We start from the raw sequence: 21,624 nt of genomic DNA on the forward strand, positions 1-21,624 counted from the left end.
GTTGCCATCATGACTACCGAGCGACACCATGGCTTACAAATCCATCCTCGTCCACGCCGACCTGTCGCGCCATGCGCCGCAGCGCATCGCCATCGCGGCACGGCTGGCACACGCGCACCAGGCGCACCTGATCGGCGCGGCCATGACGGGCCTGTCGCGCTTTTACCTGGAAAACAACCGCGGCATGCGCGGCGGCGCCGTGGCGGCGCAGATTTCAGCCTTGCATGGGCAGGCGGATCAGGCGCTCGACCAGTTTGAAACGCTGGCGCGCCAGGCTGGCGCCGCCTCGCTGGAGCGGCGCCTGATCGAAGACGACGAAGATGGCGGCATGGCCGTCAGCGCCCGCTACAGCGACTTGACGGTGCTCAGCCAGCACGACGACAGCGAAGCCCTGCCCGGCGCCATGAGCGACCTGGTGCCCTACGTGATGCTGAACGCGGCCCGTCCCGTGCTGATCCTGCCGCGCAGCGGCCAATTCACGCAAGTGGACAACACCGTCGTGGTGGCCTGGGATGGCAGCATGGAAGCGACGCGCGCCATCGGCCACGCCCTGCCCCTCTTGCGCGCGGCGCGCCTGGTGGTGCTGGCCCTGCTGCACCCGCCGGCCGGCCACGCGCAACCGGCACGCCACCCGGGTGCCGACATCGCCGCCTACCTGAGCCGCCATGGCGTGCCCGTCGAAGTGCGTTCGGCCATCACCACGGGCGACATCGGCGCGGCGCTGCTGGCCATGGCCGCCGAAGTGCATGCGGACTTGCTGGTGATGGGCGGCTACGGCCACGCGCGCTTCCGCGAAATTTTATTGGGCGGCGTGACGGAAACGGTGCTGCGCCAGATGACGGTACCGGTGCTGATGGCGCATTGACGTCAAGCGCGCCATGTTTATTTGCTAAATAGCTATAATTGCCTGATTACTTACCTCAAGGCAATGTACATGAAGCAACAACTGCTCAATTGGAGTAGCACCCTGGCGCCGTTCGGCAGCGACCTGCTGTGGACAGTCCTGCCGTGGATGCTGCTGTATGGCGTGATCGGCTTTGTGCTGGCGGTCGGCATCTGCTACCAGCTGGCCAGAAAATGCCTGCTGGTGCGCCGTCCGCCCGCCTGGCATGTGGCCGCCAAGCTTAGCTATGTGCTGATCCTGGTCGCGCTGCCGCTGCTCGGTGGCGGGTTTGGCGCCGTGCACAGCGTGCACCGCGTGGTCAACCAGGCCCTCGAGCGCGACCTGCAGCCGGTGGTCGAAGCGCAAATGCCGGCGCTGCGCGTCTACCTGGAACAGCAGGTCAGGCTGATCGCCCCGGGCCAGGCTATCAGCATGCGCACCCTGATCGAACCCTTCGTGCAAGACATGTATTACCGGCCTACATCAGGCAGTTACTGGGAACGCAGCAAGGCGCGCTGGATCAATGAATTCATCCTGCGCCGCGGCAGCGTGCTGCTGACGCAGGTGCTGCAGGAACAACTGATCGCCAGGGCAACTGTGCTGGGCGAAGCGCTCAAGGGCGCCGGTTTCCGTGGCCAGGCGACGGGCGAACTGGCCAGTCTGGGTACCGACCTGGCCGTACGCCTGACCACCGATGTGGCGCGCCAGGCCGACTTCAGCAAACTCGACAAATCAGTGCCGATGATTTTCATCGACGCCGTCAAACGCCAGGCCGGCGCCTATTTCAATTCGCTCAAGATCACGCTGGGCCTGTTCGCGCTGGCGGCGCTGCTGCTGGTGTGGGGCGAGATCATGTTGTACCGCCACTATTACCTGCGCCGCCATCCAGCCACCACGACTCTGCCCGTGGCGCCAATATAAAAAAAACCGCCCCTCCTTGCGGACGGGGCGGCTTTTCATGAGCAGCTAAGGCTTAGACTTTACGCTGAGCCACTGCGTCGACCACGCACAGCGCCGTCATGTTGACGATACGGCGCACGGTGGCCGATGGCGTCAGAATGTGCACGGGCTTGGCGCAGCCGAGCAGGATCGGGCCCACGGCGATGCCGTTGCCTGCCGCCGTCTTCACCAGGTTGTAGGCGATGTTGGCCGACTCGATATTCGGCATGACGAGCAGGTTGGCGTCATTCTTCAGTGCCGAATTGGGCATGATTTTCTGACGCAGCTTGCTGTCGAGGGCCGTATCGCCGTGCATTTCGCCGTCGATTTCCAGGTCCGGCGCGCGTTCCTTGATGATGGCCAGGGCGGCGCGCATCTTTTGCGCCGAAGCGCTGTCGCTGGAACCGAAGTTCGAGTGCGACAGCAGGGCCGCGCGCGGCGACAGGCCGAAACGGGTCATTTCTTCGGCGGCCATGATGGTGATCTCGGCCAACTGATCGGCGTCCGGGTTTTCATTGACGTGCGTGTCGACCATCACCAATTGACGCTCCGGCATGATCAGCACGTTCATGGCCGCATACACATTGCTGCCGGCGCGCTTGCCCAGCACCTGGTCGATGTATTTCAGGTGCAACTGGGTGGTGCCGAAGGTGCCGCAGATCATGCCGTCGGCGTCGCCCTTGTGGATCATCATCGAGCCGATCAGGGTGTGGCGGCGGCGCATTTCCAGTTTAGCGTATTCCTCGGTGACGCCTTTGCGGCTGGTCATGGCGTAGTACGTATTCCAGTAATCGCGATAGCGCTCGTCGAAGTCCGGGTTGATGACGTCGAAGTCGACGCCTTGCTTCAGGCGCAGGCCGAACTTCTGGATGCGCGCTTCGAGCACCGGTGGACGGCCGACCAGGATGGGACGCGCCAGTTTTTCATCGACCACCACTTGCACGGCGCGCAGCACGCGCTCTTCTTCGCCTTCGGCGTAGACGATGCGTTTGAGTTCGGCCGGCGTGGATTTGGCCATCAGGAACAGCGGCTTCATGAAGGTGCCGCTGCGGTAGACGAATTGCTGCAGGCTGTCCGCGTACGCTTGCAGATCCTTGATCGGACGCGTGGCGACGCCGGAATCCTCGGCCGCCTTGGCGACTGCCGGCGCGATCTTGATCAGCAAGCGCGGATCGAACGGCATCGGGATCAGGTATTCAGGACCGAACGACAGGTTGCTGATGCCATACGTGGTGGCCACGATATCCGACTGCTCGGCATGCGCCAGGTCGGCGATCGCGTGTACGACGGCGATTTCCATTTCGCGCGTGATCGTCGTGGCGCCGCAATCGAGGGCGCCGCGGAAGATGTACGGGAAGCACAGCACGTTGTTGACCTGGTTCGGATAGTCCGAACGGCCCGTGGCGATGATGGCGTCGCTGCGCACGGCCTTGACTTCTTCCGGCAGGATTTCCGGATTCGGATTGGCCAGCGCCAGGATCAATGGGTTCGGCGCCATCTTGCGCACCATGTCCTGTTTCAGCACGCCGCCGGCGGAAACGCCGAGGAAAATGTCGGCGTCCGGGATGATCTCGGCCAGGGTGCGCAGCGGCGTGTCTTGCGCGAAGCGTTCCTTGTCCGGGTCCATCAGTTCCGTGCGGCCCTTGTAGACGACGCCGGCCAGGTCGGTGACGTAGATATTTTTCAGCGGGAAGCCCAGGTCGACGATCAGGTCCAGGCAGGCCAGCGCCGCGGCGCCCGCGCCCGACACGACCAGCTTGCAGTCCTCGATTTTCTTGCCGACGGCTTTCAGGCCGTTCAGGATGGCCGCGCCGACGATGATGGCGGTGCCGTGCTGGTCGTCATGGAAGACGGGAATCTTCATGCGGTCGCGCAGCTGGCGTTCGATGTAGAAGCACTCGGGCGCCTTGATGTCTTCCAGGTTCACGCCGCCGAAGGTCGGTTCCAGCGAAGCGATGATGTCGACCAGCTTGTCCGGGTCCATCTCGTTGATTTCGATGTCGAAGACGTCGATGCCGGCGAATTTCTTGAACAGCACGCCCTTGCCTTCCATCACCGGCTTGGCGGCCAGCGGACCGATGTTGCCCAGTCCCAGCACGGCCGTGCCGTTGGTGATGACGGCCACCAGGTTGCCGCGCGCCGTATATTTATAGGCATTCGCCGGATCGATGACGATTTCTTCGCACGGTGCCGCCACGCCTGGCGAGTAGGCCAGTGCCAGGTCGCGCTGGTTGGTCAGTTGTTTGGTCGGCGTCACGCTGATTTTGCCGGGGCGCGGGCACTCGTGATACTCGAGTGCGGCCAAGCGCAATTGTTGACGCAATTCTTCTTTTTTATCAGATGACGAATCCATGCTGTGCTGCCTTCCTGTTTGGTCGATCGGGTGTTCCGGATTTTATCAGACCGATTCTTTCAATTAGCTAGGTATTTTCCGCTAGCCACAGTCTGATATCACGAAAACGCATAACCTAGCATTGTAAAGCCGTGCGGCGACACAAACGTCCTGAACAGGAAAAACTATCAAATTTTAGATTTCAATTAGTTTTTGTGATGGGTCATCGGAGGCGCGCCATAGCGGCAGCGCTTCGACGGCGCGCTCGATATCGTCCATGTCGTCCGCGCCCAGGGTGCTGTCGAACGGCGCGGACAAAATGCTGCGCATCAGCGCCAGACGGGTCGTCGCTTGCTGCGCATCGATGAAGCGCGTCGTTTCCGCGCAATACTGCGCGCGACGCTCGGCATCGGCGCCGTCATCGTCGCCGTCGGGATAATAATGGCGGCCGATGTGATGCAGCGACTGCAGCAGGAATTCGATCTCGCGCAGGATGCGCAGCGCATCCTCGCCGGACAGCACGATGCGGCGGTTGGCGGGCAGCAGGGACGGTGGCGTGGCGGGATGGTCAGCCATGGCGGCATCTTTCTATCAAGGAAAAGGCGACAGCCTACGCGATTTTTGCCGCCGGCGACTCCAGCCGCGCTCCCGGCGCGAAGCGCACGGCGATCAGCAGCAACAGCACGACGCCAGCGGCCATCACCATCCACGCCTGGGCCAGGCTGGACGAGTGCTGGCGGATCAGGCCGGCGATGAACGGCATGCTGCTGGCGATGATGTAGCCGCCGCCTTGCACAAAGCCCAGCAGCGCGCCGGCGCCGGCCGGGTCACGCACGTGGTCCATGCTGACGATCAGCGACAAGGGGAACAGCGAACCGATACCGCAGCCCAGCAATATCACGGCAGGAATGGCCAGTTGCACGGGCGCCACGATCAGGCAAGCCAGGCCGCCCAGCACGGCCAGCAATACCGACAATAACAGGATGCGGCGGTCGGGAAAGCGGTGGATGACGCTGGAAATCACCAGTCCCGCCAGCACTTCCACCAGCGTCAGGCCACCGAGCAGCAAGCCGCTGTCGGCCGCGCTCCAACCCAGCTCCGTATAAAACGGCGGCAGCCAGGCCAGCACCAGCGTATAGGCGCCCGTGCCAATACCGAAAAACACCATCAGCAGCCAGGCGCGGCCACTGCCCACTGGCAGGCTGGCGCCCGCGCCGCCGGACACGTCCACGCGCGCAGCCGATGCGCGGCGCCACAGCAGCGCGGCGGCCACGGCGGGCAGCGCCCACAGGGCCAGCAGCGCCTGCCAGCCCAGCGATTGCGCCAACGGTGAAGCGGACGCGGCGGCAATGGCGGCGCCGCCCATGATGCCCGTCGTATAAAAGCCCATCAGCTGGCCGGCCCGCTCGGGGAAATGGCGCTTGATGAAGGCCGGTAACAACGCCTGCACCAGCGCGATGCCCAGGCCGCCCAGGGCCGCCGTGGCGATCAGGCCGCCGCTGCCGTGCAAGGGCCAGCGCAGCGCGCAGGCGGCGGCGATGATGGCGATGCCGATACCGATGCCGCGCGCCACGCCGAGCCGGCGCTGCAGCTGCGCGCCCGCCAGCGCGCACAGACCCATGGCAAACACGGGCACGGTGGTCAGCAAGCCCGCGTCGGCATTGCTGAGGCCCGTGCTGGCCTGGATGCTGTCGAGCAAGGGGCCGATGGCGGCCAGAATGGGCCGCAGGTTCAAGCCCAGCAGGATGATGGCGACCACAAGCAGGGCCGAGGAAGCGGAAGAAGAAGGGGTAGCGGCAGGTCGTGCGGATGGCATGGGATAGTCCTTGCCTCGCTGGGAGGCACATGGTTTAATGCGTCATCAAATATGACTCGATGAAAAGTATCTTAACACGAAGATAGAAATCTATCTTCGTGTCAAGATAAATGGATCCCCATGACAACGACCCCGCAGGAACACACGCGCGCGCAATTTGCCGCCGCACAATGGCAGCGCGAGCTGCCGCAGATGGATACGCGCGCCATGCAGCTGGTGGGCCAATTGGGCACGGTGGCGCAGCTGATGGCGCGCGACTGGCTCAACCCGCTGTTCGCCGAACACGGCTTGCAACCGGGCGAATTCGACGTGCTGGCGACCTTGCGCCGCTCGGGCGCGCCCTACAGCTTGACGCCGACGGCCCTGTACGAAGCGGCCATGCTGTCCTCGGGCGGCATGACCAACCGCATCGACCGGCTGGAAACGGCCGGCTGGATCGAACGCCAGAAGCACCCGACGGACCGGCGCGGCGTGCTGGTGGCCCTGACACCCAGGGGATTGGAACTGATAGAAAAGCTGGTGCTGCTGCACGTGGAGAACGAGCGCGCCATGCTCTCGGCTTTGAACTCGGAGGAGCAGCGCCAGCTCGACCAGTTGCTGGCCAAGCTGCTGCACGGCATGGCGCAGGCGAAGAAAATTTAGGAAAGCAGGTGCGCCAGCTCGCGCAGCGCCGCATTGCCGCGCCGGGCCAGGCGCTGCAGTTCGGCAGGGTCGCGGCTGTCGTACAGGGCCTGGACATGGCGCGCGCTGGCCGCGCGCAAGTCGATATCGCTGTCGCGGTCGGGAAGCTGGGCATGGGCCACGTGGCCCTCGACCAGGGTCAGATAGTAATGGCGTGGCTTGCCGCGCAAGTTGGCGGCAAACTGCAGCACCAGGCCATTCTCGAACAGCAAGGCGCCGCTGCGCTCCCCCTGCTCGAGCAGCACGCGAAACGCCGGCAAGGGCTGCCGCGCCGCGCGCAGGAAGCCGGCCAGGTGCACCTGATCACCGAGGCCCAGGCCATTCGCCACCAGCCGGCCGCGCTGCAGAAACGCCTTGAACAATGCGTGCACGGGCCGGCCGGCGCGACGGAACAGGCGCTCGTCCTCGTACAGGCACAGCTGGTCGACGTCGCTGACGGGATAGAAGCCGTGCGCCACCAGCTCCTGCGCCTCGAAAGTGCTCAGGCCGACGGCTTGCGGGTCGCGCAACCAGCCATGATCGAGCCAGGATTGCAACAGGATGTGAATATCGGAGATGGGCATGGCAAGCGGATCGGCAGTGGCAAAGGCGCCTATTGTAGGCCAGCCTATAATAGCCGGGCCACACCCTCATTCAACGCACAGACTACGCCATGGCCCCACACGACGCGCTTTCCGAATTCGACCTGATCAAACAATATTTCGTGCGCCAGCGCCCCGGCCGCGCCACCCTGGGCATCGGCGACGATTGCGCGCTGCTCACGCCCGGCGCCGGCAAGCAGATCGCCATCTCCTCGGACATGCTGGTCGAGGACCGGCACTTCTTTGCCGGCGCCAACGCCCGCATGCTCGGTCATAAAAGCCTGGCCGTAAACCTGTCCGACCTGGCCGCCATGGGCGCGCGCCCCGTGGCATTCACGTTGGCCCTGGCGCTGCCGCAAGCCGAACGTGCCTGGCTGGCCGGCTTTGCCGACGGCCTATTTGCGCTGGCCGACGCGTTTAATTGCGAACTCATCGGCGGCGACACCACCAAGGGGCCTTTGAATATCTGCATCACGGTGTTTGGCGAACTGGCGCCGGGCCAGGCCTTGCGCCGCAGCGCGGCCGTGGCGGGCGACGATATCTGGGTCAGCGGCACCTTGGGCGACGCGCGCCTGGCGCTGGCCGGCTACCGCATGGAACAAGAGCTGGCACCCGCCGACCTGCTGACGGCAAGCGCGCGCATGCACACGCCGACGCCGCGCGTGGCGCTCGGTTGCTCATTGGCGGAAGCAGGCCTCGCGCATGCGGCCATCGACATTTCGGACGGCCTGGTGGGCGACCTCGGTCACATATTGAAAGCGTCGCAGGTGGGTGCCACACTCGACGTCGACGCCCTGCCGGCCGGCCCCGTGCTGGCACGGCAAGACACCGCCCTGCGCCGCCGCTACACGGCCGCCGGCGGCGACGACTATGAACTGTGCTTCACGGCGCCAGCGTCCTCGCGCGACGCCATCGCCGCCCTGGCGGCCAGCTGCGGCACGCCTGTCACCAGGGTCGGGCGCATCGAGGCGCACACAGGCTTGCGGCTGGTGGATGCGAAGGGGCAACCGCTGGATCTGGCCTTGAGCTCTTTCGACCACTTCAGCGATTGAACTAGCGCACCGCCACCCGCGCCAGCCCCGGCTGGTTCACCATCCAGTAGTGCTGGAAGGCCAGGCGGATATTGTCGCGCAGCTGGGTATCATCCCACGGCTTCGTATAAAAACGGTAGATGGCGCCCCGGTTGATCGAGTCGAGCACGGCTTCCAGGCCCGTGTAGCCGGACAGGATGATGCGGATGGTTTCCGGGTACAGCTCTTTTACTTTACTGAGAAATTCCGTGCCGCTCATGCTGGGCATGCGCTGGTCGCAGACGATCACGTGGACCCGGTGCAGGGCCAGCATTTCAAACCCTTCGGCTGGCGTGCTGGCCGTGAGGATCTGGTAGCCCTCGGGACGGAACAGCCGGTGCAATGACGACAGCACGTTGACGTCGTCGTCGACGATGAGCAGGGTTTGCGCCGGCTGGGCGGCCGGGTCGTGGCCGGGCGGCAGGCCGGCGCCGGCGACGATCATCTGCCCCAGTTCCAGCGCCGGCAGGGCGCGGCTGAAATAGAAGCCCTGGATCTCGTCGCAGCGGTTGCGCCGCAGGTATTCCAGCTGCGGGCGCGATTCCACGCCCTCGGCCACCACGCTCAGTTTCAGACTGTGCGCCATGCTGACGATGGCCAGCGCGATGGCCGCGTCGTTCGGGTTGCTGGTGATGTTGCGCACGAAGGCGATGTCGATTTTCAGCTTGTCGATGGGGAAGCGCTGCAGATACGCGAGGCTCGAGTAGCCGGTGCCGAAATCGTCGATGGCCACCTTCACGCCGATTTTCTTCAGTTTGCCCAGTACGACAATGGTGCGCTCGGCATTCGACATCAGCGCCGTTTCCGTCAGTTCCAGTTCCAGCAATTCCGGCGCCACGCCATACTGCGCCAGCGCGCGCGTCACTTCGCCTTCCAGGTCGCCTTCGGCAAACTGGCGGCTCGACACGTTCACGGCCACGTGCACTGGTCCCACTTCGCTGTCGCGCCACTCGGCGATCTGGCGGCAGGCAGCCTGGATCACCCAGGCGCCCACGCGCACGATCAGGCCCGTGTCTTCCAGCACGGGCACGAATTCGGCCGGCGCCACCAGGCCGTAGCCGGGACGGCGCCAGCGCAGCAGCGCTTCCACGCCGCTGATACGCCCCGTGCGCAAATCCACCTTCGGCTGGTAGTACAGGATGAACTGATCGTGTTCGAGCGCATGGCGCAGCGCCAGTTCCAGGTCCAGGCGCGCCAGCACCTGCACGTTCATGCCGGCCGTGAAAAAGCGGTAGCCGTCGCGGCCCGCCTGCTTGGCGCCGCCCATGGCCGTATTCGCGTATTTGATCAGGGTTTCCGGGTCGGTGGCGTCGTCCGGATACATGGCGATACCGATGCTGGCCGTCAGGGTGGCCGCATGGCCGCGCAAATCGAACGGCGCGCGCAAGGCTTCGCGCACCTGGTTGGCGACCGCCACGGCTTCCTGCTGGTTGCGGCTCATGGTCAGAATCAACGCGAATTCGTCGTTGCCCAGGCGCCCCACCGTGTCACGCAGGCGCACGCATTCGACCAGGCGGTTGCTGAACTGGCGCAGCAATTCGTCGCCCAGCGCCGCGCCCAAGGTGTCATTGATGCTTTTAAAACGGTCGAGCGCGATGAACAGCACCACGATGCGCCAGCTTTTCTCTTGCGCCAGTTCGACGGCCTGGGCCAGCGTCTGGTAAAACAGGCTGCGGTTCGGCAGCCCTGTCAAACCATCGTAATGGGCCAGGTGCTTGAGGCGCTCCTGCGCCTGGCGCCGTTCGCTGATGTCGCGCGCCACGGCGATCAGCAGCAGGCCGCCCGCGCCAGGGGTGCCAGGATAGCCGCCCGCCACGGGCGCCTGCGCATACCAGTGCCAGCCCAGTTCCACGGGCACCAGGCTCAGGTCGCGCCGCACCAGTTCGCATTCCGTCACTTCCGTGGCCAGGTGGGCCGGGCCGCCTGGCAGCGCGGCCAGGGGCGGGGCCGGCGGTGACGGCAGCAGGGTGCCGGGCGCCAGCGCCAGCAATTCGGCGCGCGCATAGCCGAGCAAACGGCACGCGCCGTCATTGACGTCGACCAGGGTCATGCCCAGCACGTCGACGAGGAAGATGGCGTCGGTGGTGGCGTCCATGGCGCCGCGAAAGCGCTGCAGTTCCGCCGTGCGCTGGCCCACCGTGCGTTCGAGCAAGGTGTTGTAGTGGCGCGCGGCGCGGTGCAGCAACCGCACTTCGAGCATGTTGCGGATGCGCGTGAGCACTTCAAGCGCGTCAAACGGCTTGCTGATGAAGTCGCGCGCGCCCGCTTCCAGCGCCGCCAGCTTGGCGTCCGGGTCGGCGGCGATCACCAGCACGGGCAGATAGCCTTCCAGTTCCAGCGGGCGCAAGGCATCCATCACGTCGTAGCCGCTCATGCCAGGCATCACCAGGTCGAGGATGATCAGGTCGAACTGCTGGCGCTGGTGCAGGCCGGCCACGGCGTGCGCGTCGAGGGTGCTGCTGATGGCCGTGTAGCCGCCGCTTTGCAGCAAATGCTCGAGCAGGCGCAAATTGACTTCCTGGTCGTCGACGATGAGAATTTTCGCCGCATAGATATCGGCCTGGCTGATCATGGCGCGCCTGTTCCCTTCTGCCGGCGCTGCTGCGCCACGTAGGCCAGGGTGCTGTTGATCGCCTCGGTAAATTCATCGAGGTTGATCGGCTTGGTCAGATAGCGGTAGAAGCCCAGCGCCAGGCTGCGCTCGACGTCGCCCGGCATGGCGTTGGCCGTCAGGGCGATGACGGGAATGTGCGCCGTGCGCGGATCGGCACGCAGCAGTTTCAGCGCGTCCGTGCCATTCACGTGCGGCAGGTTGATGTCCATCAGGATCAGCTGCGGCAAATGTGTACGCGCCATTTCCACGCCCAGGCGACCATCCGTGGCCGTCAGCAGCTGCAATTGCGGGCAGTAGCGCACGATTTCCTCGACCAGGGTCAAGTTGGCGGGATTGTCTTCCACGTACAGCAAGGTCACGGGCGCGCTGTGCTCGAGCAGCGCGCCGGCCAGGTCCGGCCGCGGCAAGGCCAGCGTGGCGGGTGCGGGCAAGGCATCGACCACGCGCAGCTCGATCCAGAAGGTGCTGCCCTCGCCGGGCGCGCTGGAAACGCCGATGCTGCCATCCATCAGCTCCACCAGGCGCTTGGTGACCACCAGGCCGATGCCGCTGCCTTCTTCCGTGCCGCCTTCCTGCCCCAGCCGGTTGAAGGGCTGGAACAGCAGCGCCACCTGTTCGCCGTCGAGGCCCACGCCCGTGTCGCGCACGCTGATGCGCACCCGCCCGCCCGCTTGCGGCACGCAATCGATGGCCACCTGCCCCCGCTCGCGGTTGTACTTGAGCGCATTCGACAGCAGGTTCAACAGGATTTGCTTGAGGCGCGTGCGGTCGGCCAGTACGTTCAGGGGGCAGGCATCGGGGAAGGCCATGCCGATGCCGCGCTGGCTGGCCAGCGGCGCGATCATGTCACGGCATTCCTGCAAGATGGCGTCCAGGCCCACGGGTTCCAGCGACAGGCTGACGGTGCCCGATTCCACCTTGGCCAGGTCGAGGATTTCATTGATCAATGTCAACAAATGGCGCCCCGATTTCAGGATATGCCCGGCGAACTCCTTCTTTTGCTCCAGGGTCGACGGCAGGCGGTCGGAACTGAGGATTTGCGCGAAGCCCAGGATGGCGTTGAGCGGCGTGCGCAATTCATGGCTCATCGAAGACAAGAAGGCCGACTTGGCATAGTTGGCGCTGCGCGCCTCTTCCATTGCCATGGCCAGTTCGCCATTCGTCATTTCCAGCTGCACCGTGCGCTCGTGCACGCGCACTTCCAGCTCCTGGTTCAGGCGCATGACTTCCTGCTGCGCCTGAGTGCGCTGCTCGCCTTCGCGCGCCAGTTCGCCGTTCGAGCGCTCCAGCGCCTGCGTGCGCAGCTCGATCTCGGCCAGCATCTTGTTGAAGGAATCGACCAGTTGCGCCACTTCGTCGACGCTGAGCTTGCGCGCGCGGCGCGAATAGTCGCCCGTTTCAATCACTTCGCGCGCCACGTCGGCGATATCGAGGATCGGTTGCGTGATGACGAAATCGAGCCGGCGCAGCAGCAGCAAGGCCACCAGCAGCGCCAGTACCGTCACGCCCAGGGCGATGGCCAGGTAGTCGGCCGTGCGGCCGGCCAGCTCGTAGTCGGCGCGCAAATACACGGTGCCCAGCAGTTCGCCATTGTCGACGATGGGCTTGAACAGCTCCACCGAACTGCCGGCGATGTTTTCGCCTTCCTTGCCCACCTTCGCCGGCAGCTCGCCCACACGCTCATTCGCGCGGTAGCTGGCGAACAGGCTGCCATCGGCCTTGTACAGGGCGCCGGCCGTCACGCGCGGGCGGATGCGCATCAGGTTGAGGTTTTCCAGCGCCAGGCGTTCGTCGTCGAAGGCCAGCGCGGCCGAACTCATGTGCCCCAGCAGCTCGGCCTGGGTACTGATGTCGGCCACCAGGTTGCGGTGGTAGGCGCGCAAGTCATAGACGACGATGGTGCCCAGCGAAATGACGAGGGCCACCAGGGTCGTCAGCAAGACCACCGACATCAGCTTGTGGCGGATGGAACGCAGTCTGATCATCTAGGCGCCTCCCGTCTGCACGCGGTAGGCGGCCAGCAGCATGCGCGCGCTGATGCGGATATGCGCCTGCGCCACGGGTTTCAAGGCCACGTCGAAGCGGACCTTGTCTTCGGCCATTACAAAATTGATCATGCTGCCCATCGCGTAGACCTCATCCGAATCGGACACCGTCAACAACGCCAGGCCACGGCTGGCGGCCAGCATCTCCTGCAGCGCCGGTTTCTCCAGCGCGCCCAGGTACAGCACGTGCAGCCCGGCCAGCGTTTCGCCACGGCGCACTTTTTTCACCTGCACGGCGCGGCCGTTGACGCTATGCCCGGCCACGCTCTGTTCGAGCTGCTCGGCCAGCGCATCGGCGCCCGCCACGCCGATCACCAGCGGAGATTCGGGCCGGGCAAAGCTGCCGTCGGGCCATTCGACAAAGCCGGCAAACTTGTACAGATACGCGGCCTTGACCTGGCGTTCCAGCTCCCCCGGCACCTGTGCCCGCGCATCGGCGCACAGCACGCCAAGAAGCAGCAATAACCAGCCCAAGCGGAGAGAGCGGCGGCCAGCGCCGCGCGCGGGGCGGCGCAGGGGGCCAGGATGACGCCACCAGGTCCAGTTCAGAATTACCATGACAACCGAGTAAAGATATTGCAATCCGAAGGCGCGGCACCATGCCGCTTGCCTGTTCGAGCGATGCGCACCTGGGTGGCGCAGCGACAGAGCGCCTGCCGGCCCGAAGTGGTAGCAAATGTATAAAAGAGTGTACGCATTTTCGCTGTGACCGGGGAAAGTTTCTTTTACCGTTGACCATGCTACAGTCTTGCCACCATTTTCACCGCATGCAGGAGTCATCCATGAGCAACGAACTCGCCTCTCTCTCCACCGCCGTCGGCCTGGCCTTGCAGGCGAAGGGCTGGCTGCTGGCCACGGCGGAATCGTGCACGGGCGGCGGCGTGGCGCAAGCCGTCACGGATATTTCAGGCTCGAGCGCCTGGTTCGAACGGGGCTTCGTCACCTATTCCAACGGGGCCAAGACCGGCATGCTGGGCGTGCCCGCCGCGCTGATCGCCGCACACGGCGCCGTCAGCGAGGAAGTGGCCGCCGCGATGGCGCAAGGCACCCTGGCCCTCAGCGAAGCCCAGGTGGCCGTCTCGACCACGGGCATCGCCGGCCCCACGGGCGGCGTACCGGGCAAGCCCGTCGGCACCGTCTGTTTCGGCTGGGCCACGGACGGGCGCGTGCAGACGCAGAGGCTGGTGTTTGCGGGCGACCGGCAAGCCGTGCGCGAGCAGGCCGTGGCGCACGCCCTGCGCGAACTGCTGCGCTTTATCCAGTAGCATCGGCGATGCAGGCGCGGTCGCGGCCCGCCTGCTTGGCCGCATACAGGGCGCTGTCGGCGCGCATCAGCAATTCGTGGCGGCCGGCGCCGTGGCGCGGGTATTCCGCGATGCCGGCCGAAAAGGTGCAGCCCGTCAAGCTGTGCGGCGCCTGCTGGATCAGCAACTGGCGGTAGCGCGCGGCGATATCGTCGATCTTGTGCGCCGCGATGAGGCTGTCGGCTTCGCGCAACAGCAGGCAGAATTCCTCGCCGCCATAGCGGCACAGCATGTCGCTGCCGCGCAACTGGCCTTCCACCAGGCGCGCGAACTGGATCAGCACTTCATCGCCAAAGTTGTGTCCGTAGGTATCGTTGACGCGCTTGAAAAAATCCAGGTCGATGATGGCGATGGCCACGGGCGCATCCGCATCGGCCTCGTGCAGGATGGCATTGAGGCACGTTTCAAAATGGCGGCGGTTGTACAGGCCCGTCAGGTGGTCGCGCATGGCCTGTTCCTTCAGGCTGTCCTGCAGGGAATTGACGTGCAGGATCTGGTGCGCCAGCTCGCGGTTCAGGTGCTCGAGCTTGGCGTTTTCCGTCTCGCGCGCCGCCTGCAGTTCCAGCGCCTTGTCGCGCTCGGCCTTCAAGCTGTGCATTTCCTTTTCCAGGTTGCGCATCAGGCTGCGCGAGGCGCGCGCCGACTTGCTGCTGGCCTCGTAGGCGGCCTGGTATTGCTGCAGGAAACCATACGCGGCCTGCCATTCGCCCAGCTGGGCATTGATATCGGACAAGCCGCGCAAAATCTGCTGCTGGTGAAACGGATTGCGCGTCCAGCTCAGCAGGCTGTGCGCCTGCGTCAGCGAGGCCAGCGCCTGCGCCGTCTGGCCCGCGTGCAGGTCCAGCTTGCCGCGCACCAGCCACGCATGCATCTGCTCTTCCAGGTCCTGGCCCCGGCGCGCATATTCTTCGGCCCGCAACAGCAATTGCAGGGCGCTCTCTGGCTGGCGCAGCAGGATGGCCGCGTGGGCGGCGATGCAGAACAGGAAGGCGCGCACGGCCAGGTCTTCTTCCGGCCACTCGTAAAACGGCTCCACCAGCGCCAGCGCCTCGGCCGGCTTGCCGGTGGCTAATAAACACATGGCCAGGTTGGCCGAGACGATGGTTTGCTGGTATTTGAGTTTTTGCGTGCCGATGATCTCGAGCGCCTCGACCAGCAGGGGAATCGCGTCCTCATCGTTGCCCAGGTCATGCTGCGACGAGGCCAGGTTCGACAGGCTGTTGACCCGGTGCGCGGGGCTGCCGAAACGCTCGGCAATGTCGAGCGCCAGCAAAAAGTTGCGCGGGCCGTCCTGCGTATCGCCACGGTTCAGGGCATCGACGCCCAGGCGCGCGTACAGCATGAATTTGTGCAAGGAATCGGGTATCTGCGCGGCCTGGCTGCGCGCCTGCAGGAAATGCTGCTCGGCATCGGCAAAATCGCCGCGCCGGCTCGCATACGCGCCCTGCAGGGCAGCCACTTCCATGCCCCCTTCCAGGTCGCCGCTGTGCTGGAAATACGCGCCCAGGCGTTCGCACGACGGTTCGGCCTCGCCCGCGTAATACGCCAGCCAGCAATGATTGAGTTCCGCATACGCGCCGCCACGCGCATACTGTTGCCGTTGCGCCGCCGCCAGCGCCATCTGCGCCAGCCGGCGTGCCTGGCGGCGGTTACCGACCAGGCAAGACAGGGCTTGCTGATTCAGACGGTCAATGTCGGCTTTATCGAGACTGGAGATCGGCACTGCGTCCTCGTTCACACTCTGGGGTGGATTTTTCACACAAAACTTGCTCTGTATCAATGGTATCCTGATTAACATCATAACCAGATTCGCTGTTCCGCATGGCATATTTGCAAAGGATTGTGGTAAAAATGCCAGTCGTGGCCTGGCCGGGCGCCTGCGCCGCTGTCACGGATCTTTGATTGTCACTGACGCAATAACTTGGAGTAGTCGCAATGCAAAACACGGTACATTTCATCCTGCAGGGCAAGGGCGGCATCGGCAAGACCCTCGTCTCGACCCTGCTGGCCCAGTGGATAGGCGGCAAGGATGGCGCGCCTTTGCGCTGCTATGACACCGATCAGGAAAACGCCACGTTCTCGCGCTACAAGGCGATGAACGTCAAGCATGTGCCCGTGATGACGGATGCGCGCAACATCGACCCGAAACGCTTCGACGCGCTGATGATCGATATCCTCGAAGAAGACGGCAACTGCGTGGTCGACAATGGCGCGAACACGTTTTCGCCGCTGATGGGCTACCTGCTGGAAAACGACTGCTTCTCGCTGCTGGAAGAATCGGGCCGCAAGGTCTACATCCACACCATCGTCGGTGGCGGCGATACCCTGCACGACACGGCCACGGGTTTTGTGGCGACAGCCCAATCGACGACAGTGCCGCTGGTGCTGTGGCAAAACGAACATTTCGGCCTGCTGCAATCGGCGTCGGGCAAGCAGTTCGTCGAATCGCAGTCGTATGCCGACAACCGCGCGCGCGTCAAAGGCAGCATCACCTTGAGCCAGCGCAATCCCGACACCTTTGGCGCGGACGTCAAGAAAATGAACACGGCGCGCCTGACGATGCAGGAAGTGCTGCAGAACGACAAGTTCAACATCATGGAAAAGCAGCGCATCAAGGTCGTCTACCGCGACATCTTCGAACAGCTCGACAAGGTGCAGTGGTAGATGGACCAGCACAAACTGCGCAGCCACGTGTTCGACAAGACGGGCATCAAGATCGACGTCGATGACCCGATATTCGCCCTCGTGGCGCTGAACGAAGCCGTGCTGGCGGAAACAGTCGAGCGCCAGCTGGCCGTGCTCGATGCTGCCACGCAGGCGCTGGCGGCCCAGGCGCGCGCGGCGGGCGGCTTGCCTGCGGCCATGCCCCAGCCTGCGCCGGAAGCGCCCCTGTCCACCCCTTGGTTTTCTCCGCGCGAATGGCGCTTGCTGGGCGCCGCGGCCATCGTCTCTGTCGCCTGCGCGCTGCTGGTGCTGGGCGGCGCGGCCCTGCTGTATAAACTGTAGCACCGACCGTAGTATCGTCGCGCTGCGCCAGCCACGAGCGAGCCGCAGCGTCTTCTCCACCTACCCTGGAAGCATGCATGAAACCGATCAAACTGCTGGCCCTCCCCGCCCTGCTGCTGTCGCTGTACGGCGCCCCGCTCACCCTCGTCCACGCCGCCGATGCGGCAGTCGCGACGGGCGCGACGTCCGTGCCGCATATCGCCTACGAAAAATACACCTTGCCGAACGGCCTCGACGTGATTCTCGTGGAAGACCATAAATTGCCCGTCACGGCCGTCAATATCTGGTACCACGTGGGTCCCGCGAATGAAGCGCCGGGCCTGACGGGCTTTGCGCATTTGTTCGAGCACATGATGTTTGCCGCCACCAAGCACGTGCCGCGCGGCATGGCCGACCAGTTGCTCGAAGGCGCGGGCGCCACGGATTCGAACGGCAGCACGGATTTCGACCGCACCAATTATTTCGACACGGTGCCGTCGAACCAGCTGGAACTGGCCCTGTGGACGCATTCCGACCGCATGGGCTACCTGCTGGACGTGCTCGACCAGACGGCGCTGACGAACCAGCAGGACGTGGTGCGCAACGAGCGCCGCCAGAGCGTGGAAAATGCGCCCTACGGCATCGTGCAGGAAGCGCTGTACCACCAGCTGTTTCCCAAGACCCACCCGTATTACGCCAGCGTCATCGGTTCGCACGCGGATATCCAGAACGCGAAACTGGCCGACATCAAGGAATTCTTCAGCAAATACTATGGCCCCAACAACGCCAGCCTCGTGATCGCGGGCGATATCGACAAGGCGAAAACCAAGGAGCTGGTGAATAAATATTTCGGCAGCTTCAAGAGCGGCCCGGCCGTGCCGAAACCCGATGTCGTGACGCCGCCCATCACGCAGGAACGCCGCATCGTGGTGCAGGACCGGGTCGAATTGCCGCGCGTCTTCATGGCCTGGCTGACGCCGTCCGCCTACACCAAGGATGACGCGGAACTGTCGATGGCCGCGCACATCCTGGCCGGCGGCAAGTCCAGCCGTTTATACAAATCGCTCGTGTACGACAAGCAGATCGCCCAGGACGTGGGCGCCAGCCAGGGATCGAACGCCCTCACCTCCATCTTCACCATCGACGCGACGGCGCGCCCGGGCCACCAGCCCGAGGAAATCGAGCAAGCCTTGCAGTCGGAGCTGGAACAATTGCGCGCCAAGGGTCCCACCGAGAAGGAACTGGAACGCGCGCGCAACAGCATCGAGACCACCATGCTGAGCCAGGTGGAAAAAATGGGCGGGCGCGGCGTGGCCAACTTGCTCAACGAATACAACCAATACGTGGGCGACCCCGGCTACCTGGCCAAGGATATCGAGCGCTACCGCCAGGTGACGGCAGCCGGCGTGCAGCGCGCCGTGGACACGTACCTGAAAAACCAGTCGCGCGTCGTCGTCTACGGCGTGCCGGGCAAGCCGGACCTGGGCGCGGAAGTGCCGACGCCGGCGCCTGGCAAAGTCAAGCCTGCGCCAGGCACGGCCATCAATGCCGACGAGCCATGGCGCAATGCCGTGCCGAAGGCCGGTCCCGCACCGAAGATTGTTTTACCGCAAGGAAAATCGTTCACCCTGGCGAACGGTTTGACCGTGATCCACCACTACAACGGGGCCGTGCCGCTCGTTTCCAGCCAGCTGGTGATCAAGAGCGGCTCGGGCGCCAATCCGCTGGCGCAGCCGGGCTTGTCGAGCTTTACGGCGCAATTGCTGCAGGAAGGCACGGCCACGCGCACGGCGCCGCAGATCGCCGACGATGTGGCGCAGCTGGGTGCCCTGCTGAGCACAGGCTCCGGCACGGATGCCTCGTTCGCCCAGCTGACGTCGCTCAAAGCCACCTTCCCGCAAGCGCTGGACGTGCTGGCCGACGTGGTGCTGCACCCACAATTCCCGCAAGAAGAAGTCGAGCGCCAGCGTGCCAGCCGCATCGGACAGCTGGCACAGCAGCGCGAAAACGCGGGCGCGGTGGCGGCCCGCGTGGAAGCGGCGGCCCTGTATGGCCCGCAGCATCCGTATGGCTACATCCAGCTGGGCACGGAAGCAGCACTGAAAGCGGCCAGCCGCGCCGATCTGCAAGGTTTCTGGCAGCAGCATTATCTGCCGAATAATGCGGCGCTGATCGTCTCGGGCGATATCGGCGAAGCGGAACTGAAGGCGCTGGCCGAAGCGAAGTTCGGCAGCTGGAAGCCAGGCACGGTGGCGCCGGCCGTGGCCGCCGCGCCGCAGACGACGAAAGCAAAATTGATCCTGGTCGACAAGCCGGGCGCGCCGCAAACGGCCGTGCGCCTGTCGACCATCGCCGTGCCGCGCGCCACACCCGACTACGCGCCGCTGCAAGTGATGAACGCGGCGCTGGGCGGCTTGTTTACCAGCCGCCTGAACACCAACTTGCGCGAAGAAAAGGGGTATACGTATGGCGTGCGCTCGCAATTCCAGTACCGCAACCAGCCTGGACCGTTCTCGATTGCCGCCAGCGTGCGCACCGATGTGACAGGCCCGGCCGTGTCGGAAACCGTCAGGGAAATCCGCGCCATGATCGCCAAGCCCTTGAGCAACAAGGAATTGGCGAATGCACGCAACTCGCAAGTGCTGTCCTTGCCCGGCCAGTTCGACACGAACGCCAGCATCAGCGCCAGCATGGCGAACGCGTACATCTACGGCCTGGGCCTCGACTATTACACGACCTTGCCGCAGCGCTTTGCCAGCGTGACGGACAAGCAAGTGCAGCAGGTGGCGAAAAAATACTTGCAGCCGGAAAAGCTGATCGTTATCGGCGTGGGCGACAAGGCGAAGATCGCCCCGCAATTGAGCAAGCTCAAACTGGCGCCCGTGGAATTGCGCGATGCTGAAGGCAACGTGAAGTGATCAGGATTAGCGGCGCTTGAACAGCGCCGCTTTATCCACCAGCGCCGCGATCGTCACGCCCGCCGTGTAGGCGAGCAAGTCGACCCAGCCGAAGGCAGAGCCCAGCACCAGGTGCCCCAGCGGATGCGCGCGCAGCGCGACGAGCCACGGCGCCTGGATCAGCTGGCCGAATTCCACGGCAAAGCAGATCAGCAGAGACCACAAGGCCAGTTGCCACGTGCGCATGCGCGTGGCAACGATGCCCAGCGCAAAGACGATCATCATGGCCCACAGGGCGTCGCCCGGATACTTGCCGAGCGCGGCGGGGACGAATTGGGGATAGGCGCGCGAGGCCAGGCCCAGCGCGATGACAGCCACGGTTGCGCCCACCTGCAGCAGGCGGCGGCGTTCAGGTTTTACCAGGAACATATTTCCATTCAAAGGCACAATACGGGCCGAACCATTGCGGCCCGTCCGATATTGTACTGCGCAGCCGTGTCCGCCTGTAGCCTAATGCATCAGTTCAACTTGACGTTCTGCGCCAGGAAATCGAGAAAGACGCGCACGCGCAACGGCACATGCCCGCCTTGGCCCACGAAGACGGCATGCACTTCCTCGCTGTCACCGGGGTTGAACTCTTCCAGCACGGTCTGCAAACGGCCGGCCGCGATATCGGCGCGCACCTGGAAGGCGGCCAGGCGCGCCAGCCCCAGTCCCGCCAGCGCCAGTTGCCGCAAGGCTTCGCCATCGCTGGCCTGCGCATTGCCAATAACCGGCACGACAACGTCGCCGTCAGGCAGGCGCAGCGGCCAGCCCGAGCGGGCGCGCGCGTAATTGGCGTCGAGCAGATTGTGCGATGCCAGCTCGGCGGGCGTCAGCGGCGTGCCGCGCCGCGCCAGGTAGGCTGGCGCCGCCACGATCGCCATGCGCGTCTGGCCCAGCTTGCGCGCCAGCAGGCTGGAGCTTTTCAGGGGACCGGCCCGCACGGCCACGTCCGTGCGCTGCTCGAGGATATCGACCACTTCATCCGTGAGCACGATGTCGAGCGTCACCTCGGGATAGCGTTCCAGGAACAGGGGCGCCAGCGGCAGCAAAAAATGCTGGCCGAACGGCACGTTCGCATTGACCCGTATTTTGCCGCGCGACACATCCTGCATGCCGGCGCAGCGCTCGGCCTCGTCCAGCGCCGCCAGCACGTGACGCCCCCGTTCGTACAGGCCGCAGCCTTCGGCCGTCAGCTGCAGCTGGCGCGTGGAACGGTTCAGCAATCGCGCGCCCAGGCGCTCTTCCAGCCGCGCAACGAGCTTGCTGACGGCCGACGGCGTCATGCCGCAGGCGCGCGCGGCGGCGGAAAAACCGCCCAGCTCGACCACGCGCACAAACACTTCCAGCTCGCCGGAACGGTTCACTTCCAGTCTGGCCATTGTGAATTCAACTCATAAATGTTCTTCGATGAGATAGTCTAGTACATAAATGG

The 21,624-nt window shown here is 64.6% G+C and carries 18 protein-coding genes; 8 read left to right on the forward strand and 10 right to left on the reverse strand.

Annotation, left to right across the window (positions count from 1 at the left end; genetic code table 11):
- Positions 1-28: 28 nt before the first annotated feature.
- Both AC3IQ7_RS27085 and AC3IQ7_RS27090 read left to right on the forward strand, forming a co-directional pair.
- A complete protein-coding gene (locus tag AC3IQ7_RS27085) occupies positions 29-865 on the forward strand; it encodes a universal stress protein (RefSeq protein WP_099376404.1) in 837 nt (278 codons plus the stop codon).
- 69 nt (positions 866-934) lie between these two features.
- Positions 935-1,804 carry a hypothetical protein gene (locus AC3IQ7_RS27090; protein WP_489207821.1) on the forward strand — a complete coding sequence of 290 codons (870 nt, stop codon included), beginning with the start codon at positions 935-937 and terminating at the stop codon, positions 1,802-1,804.
- A gap of 52 nt (positions 1,805-1,856) precedes the next feature.
- Here AC3IQ7_RS27090 and AC3IQ7_RS27095 read toward each other — a convergent pair whose 3' ends face one another.
- From AC3IQ7_RS27095 to AC3IQ7_RS27105, 3 genes are all read right to left on the reverse strand, one after another.
- Complete coding sequence (locus tag AC3IQ7_RS27095; RefSeq protein ID WP_289913004.1) at positions 1,857-4,175, reverse strand: NADP-dependent malic enzyme; 2,319 nt, start codon at positions 4,173-4,175, stop codon at positions 1,857-1,859.
- 174 nt (positions 4,176-4,349) lie between these two features.
- Positions 4,350-4,730: a hypothetical protein gene (locus AC3IQ7_RS27100; protein ID WP_489207822.1), complete on the reverse strand. Its 381-nt coding sequence runs from the start codon at positions 4,728-4,730 to the stop codon at positions 4,350-4,352.
- Between the two features lie 34 nt (positions 4,731-4,764).
- On the reverse strand, positions 4,765-5,970 hold the full coding sequence (locus tag AC3IQ7_RS27105; protein ID WP_489207823.1) for an MFS transporter: 1,206 nt from the start codon (positions 5,968-5,970) through the stop codon (positions 4,765-4,767).
- A 120-nt stretch (positions 5,971-6,090) separates the two neighbouring features.
- Between AC3IQ7_RS27105 and AC3IQ7_RS27110 the strand changes: the two genes are divergently transcribed.
- A complete protein-coding gene (locus AC3IQ7_RS27110; RefSeq protein WP_489207824.1) occupies positions 6,091-6,612 on the forward strand; it encodes a MarR family winged helix-turn-helix transcriptional regulator in 522 nt (173 codons plus the stop codon).
- Here AC3IQ7_RS27110 and AC3IQ7_RS27115 read toward each other — a convergent pair.
- The gene (locus AC3IQ7_RS27115; protein WP_489207825.1) at positions 6,609-7,214 is read right to left on the reverse strand and encodes a hypothetical protein; all 606 of its coding nucleotides are present in this window, start codon (positions 7,212-7,214) and stop codon (positions 6,609-6,611) included. The two genes, AC3IQ7_RS27110 and AC3IQ7_RS27115, sit on opposite strands and share 4 nt — an antisense overlap.
- A gap of 89 nt (positions 7,215-7,303) precedes the next feature.
- On the opposite strand from AC3IQ7_RS27115, the gene thiL reads away from it, so the two are divergent.
- A complete protein-coding gene (thiL, locus tag AC3IQ7_RS27120; protein ID WP_489207826.1) occupies positions 7,304-8,284 on the forward strand; it encodes a thiamine-phosphate kinase in 981 nt (326 codons plus the stop codon).
- Position 8,285: 1 nt separating this feature from the next.
- On the opposite strand, the gene AC3IQ7_RS27125 is transcribed toward thiL, so the two are convergent.
- Genes AC3IQ7_RS27125 through AC3IQ7_RS27135 form a run of 3 tightly spaced genes read right to left on the reverse strand, consistent with a single transcriptional unit; the run spans position 8,286 to position 13,519 of the window.
- On the reverse strand, positions 8,286-10,874 hold the full coding sequence (locus AC3IQ7_RS27125; RefSeq protein WP_322426015.1) for an EAL domain-containing protein: 2,589 nt from the start codon (positions 10,872-10,874) through the stop codon (positions 8,286-8,288).
- The gene (locus tag AC3IQ7_RS27130) at positions 10,871-12,901 is read right to left on the reverse strand and encodes a sensor histidine kinase, YfiR-like protein-associated (protein ID WP_278317131.1); all 2,031 of its coding nucleotides are present in this window, start codon (positions 12,899-12,901) and stop codon (positions 10,871-10,873) included. The genes AC3IQ7_RS27125 and AC3IQ7_RS27130 overlap by 4 nt, the downstream gene beginning before the upstream one ends.
- A complete protein-coding gene (locus tag AC3IQ7_RS27135) occupies positions 12,902-13,519 on the reverse strand; it encodes a TOL_0243 family YfiR-like periplasmic protein (protein ID WP_158301069.1) in 618 nt (205 codons plus the stop codon). It abuts the gene before it with no gap.
- 224 nt (positions 13,520-13,743) lie between these two features.
- Between AC3IQ7_RS27135 and AC3IQ7_RS27140 the strand changes: the two genes are divergently transcribed.
- Positions 13,744-14,226, forward strand: a complete 483-nt coding sequence (locus tag AC3IQ7_RS27140) for a CinA family protein (protein WP_489207827.1) — start codon at positions 13,744-13,746, stop codon at positions 14,224-14,226.
- Here the strand turns inward: AC3IQ7_RS27140 and AC3IQ7_RS27145 are convergent.
- Positions 14,216-15,988 (reverse strand): GGDEF domain-containing protein, encoded by a 1,773-nt coding sequence (locus AC3IQ7_RS27145; protein ID WP_233515985.1) that lies wholly within the window; start codon positions 15,986-15,988, stop codon positions 14,216-14,218. The two genes, AC3IQ7_RS27140 and AC3IQ7_RS27145, sit on opposite strands and share 11 nt — an antisense overlap.
- 212 nt (positions 15,989-16,200) lie before the next feature.
- Between AC3IQ7_RS27145 and AC3IQ7_RS27150 the strand changes: the two genes are divergently transcribed.
- The 3 genes from AC3IQ7_RS27150 (at position 16,201) to AC3IQ7_RS27160 (ending at position 20,168) form a co-directional block, all read left to right on the forward strand.
- The gene (locus AC3IQ7_RS27150) at positions 16,201-16,929 is read left to right on the forward strand and encodes a P-loop NTPase family protein (protein WP_322426011.1); all 729 of its coding nucleotides are present in this window, start codon (positions 16,201-16,203) and stop codon (positions 16,927-16,929) included.
- Positions 16,930-17,271: a hypothetical protein gene (locus AC3IQ7_RS27155; protein WP_199534209.1), complete on the forward strand. Its 342-nt coding sequence runs from the start codon at positions 16,930-16,932 to the stop codon at positions 17,269-17,271.
- 77 nt (positions 17,272-17,348) lie between these two features.
- A complete protein-coding gene (locus AC3IQ7_RS27160) occupies positions 17,349-20,168 on the forward strand; it encodes a M16 family metallopeptidase (protein ID WP_489207828.1) in 2,820 nt (939 codons plus the stop codon).
- Between the two features lie 6 nt (positions 20,169-20,174).
- Here the strand turns inward: AC3IQ7_RS27160 and AC3IQ7_RS27165 are convergent, their stop codons facing one another.
- Entirely contained in the window at positions 20,175-20,576 is a 402-nt protein-coding gene (locus AC3IQ7_RS27165) for a ribosomal maturation YjgA family protein (RefSeq protein ID WP_099376391.1), read from the reverse strand.
- A gap of 89 nt (positions 20,577-20,665) precedes the next feature.
- Positions 20,666-21,571: a LysR family transcriptional regulator gene (locus AC3IQ7_RS27170; RefSeq protein ID WP_099376390.1), complete on the reverse strand. Its 906-nt coding sequence runs from the start codon at positions 21,569-21,571 to the stop codon at positions 20,666-20,668.
- Positions 21,572-21,624: the final 53 nt, after the last annotated feature.

The organism is Janthinobacterium sp. GL_088 (assembly GCF_057837845.1).

What these genes read in the sequence shown, in the direction of transcription:
- AC3IQ7_RS27150 (WP_322426011.1), top strand. Translation starts at nt 16,201, where the DNA reads ATGCAAAACACGGTACATTTCATCCTGCAGGGCAAGGGCGGCATCGGC.
- AC3IQ7_RS27090 (WP_489207821.1), top strand. Translation starts at nt 935, where the DNA reads ATGAAGCAACAACTGCTCAATTGGAGTAGCACCCTGGCGCCGTTCGGC.
- AC3IQ7_RS27140 (WP_489207827.1), top strand. Translation starts at nt 13,744, where the DNA reads ATGAGCAACGAACTCGCCTCTCTCTCCACCGCCGTCGGCCTGGCCTTG.
- AC3IQ7_RS27170 (WP_099376390.1), bottom strand. Translation starts at nt 21,571, where the DNA reads ATGGCCAGACTGGAAGTGAACCGTTCCGGCGAGCTGGAAGTGTTTGTG.
- AC3IQ7_RS27095 (WP_289913004.1), bottom strand. Translation starts at nt 4,175, where the DNA reads ATGGATTCGTCATCTGATAAAAAAGAAGAATTGCGTCAACAATTGCGC.
- AC3IQ7_RS27160 (WP_489207828.1), top strand. Translation starts at nt 17,349, where the DNA reads ATGAAACCGATCAAACTGCTGGCCCTCCCCGCCCTGCTGCTGTCGCTG.
- AC3IQ7_RS27085 (WP_099376404.1), top strand. Translation starts at nt 29, where the DNA reads ATGGCTTACAAATCCATCCTCGTCCACGCCGACCTGTCGCGCCATGCG.
- AC3IQ7_RS27165 (WP_099376391.1), bottom strand. Translation starts at nt 20,576, where the DNA reads ATGTTCCTGGTAAAACCTGAACGCCGCCGCCTGCTGCAGGTGGGCGCA.
- AC3IQ7_RS27155 (WP_199534209.1), top strand. Translation starts at nt 16,930, where the DNA reads ATGGACCAGCACAAACTGCGCAGCCACGTGTTCGACAAGACGGGCATC.
- AC3IQ7_RS27125 (WP_322426015.1), bottom strand. Translation starts at nt 10,874, where the DNA reads ATGATCAGCCAGGCCGATATCTATGCGGCGAAAATTCTCATCGTCGAC.
- AC3IQ7_RS27110 (WP_489207824.1), top strand. Translation starts at nt 6,091, where the DNA reads ATGACAACGACCCCGCAGGAACACACGCGCGCGCAATTTGCCGCCGCA.
- AC3IQ7_RS27105 (WP_489207823.1), bottom strand. Translation starts at nt 5,970, where the DNA reads ATGCCATCCGCACGACCTGCCGCTACCCCTTCTTCTTCCGCTTCCTCG.
- AC3IQ7_RS27115 (WP_489207825.1), bottom strand. Translation starts at nt 7,214, where the DNA reads ATGCCCATCTCCGATATTCACATCCTGTTGCAATCCTGGCTCGATCAT.
- thiL (WP_489207826.1), top strand. Translation starts at nt 7,304, where the DNA reads ATGGCCCCACACGACGCGCTTTCCGAATTCGACCTGATCAAACAATAT.
- AC3IQ7_RS27100 (WP_489207822.1), bottom strand. Translation starts at nt 4,730, where the DNA reads ATGGCTGACCATCCCGCCACGCCACCGTCCCTGCTGCCCGCCAACCGC.
- AC3IQ7_RS27130 (WP_278317131.1), bottom strand. Translation starts at nt 12,901, where the DNA reads ATGATCAGACTGCGTTCCATCCGCCACAAGCTGATGTCGGTGGTCTTG.
- AC3IQ7_RS27135 (WP_158301069.1), bottom strand. Translation starts at nt 13,519, where the DNA reads ATGGTAATTCTGAACTGGACCTGGTGGCGTCATCCTGGCCCCCTGCGC.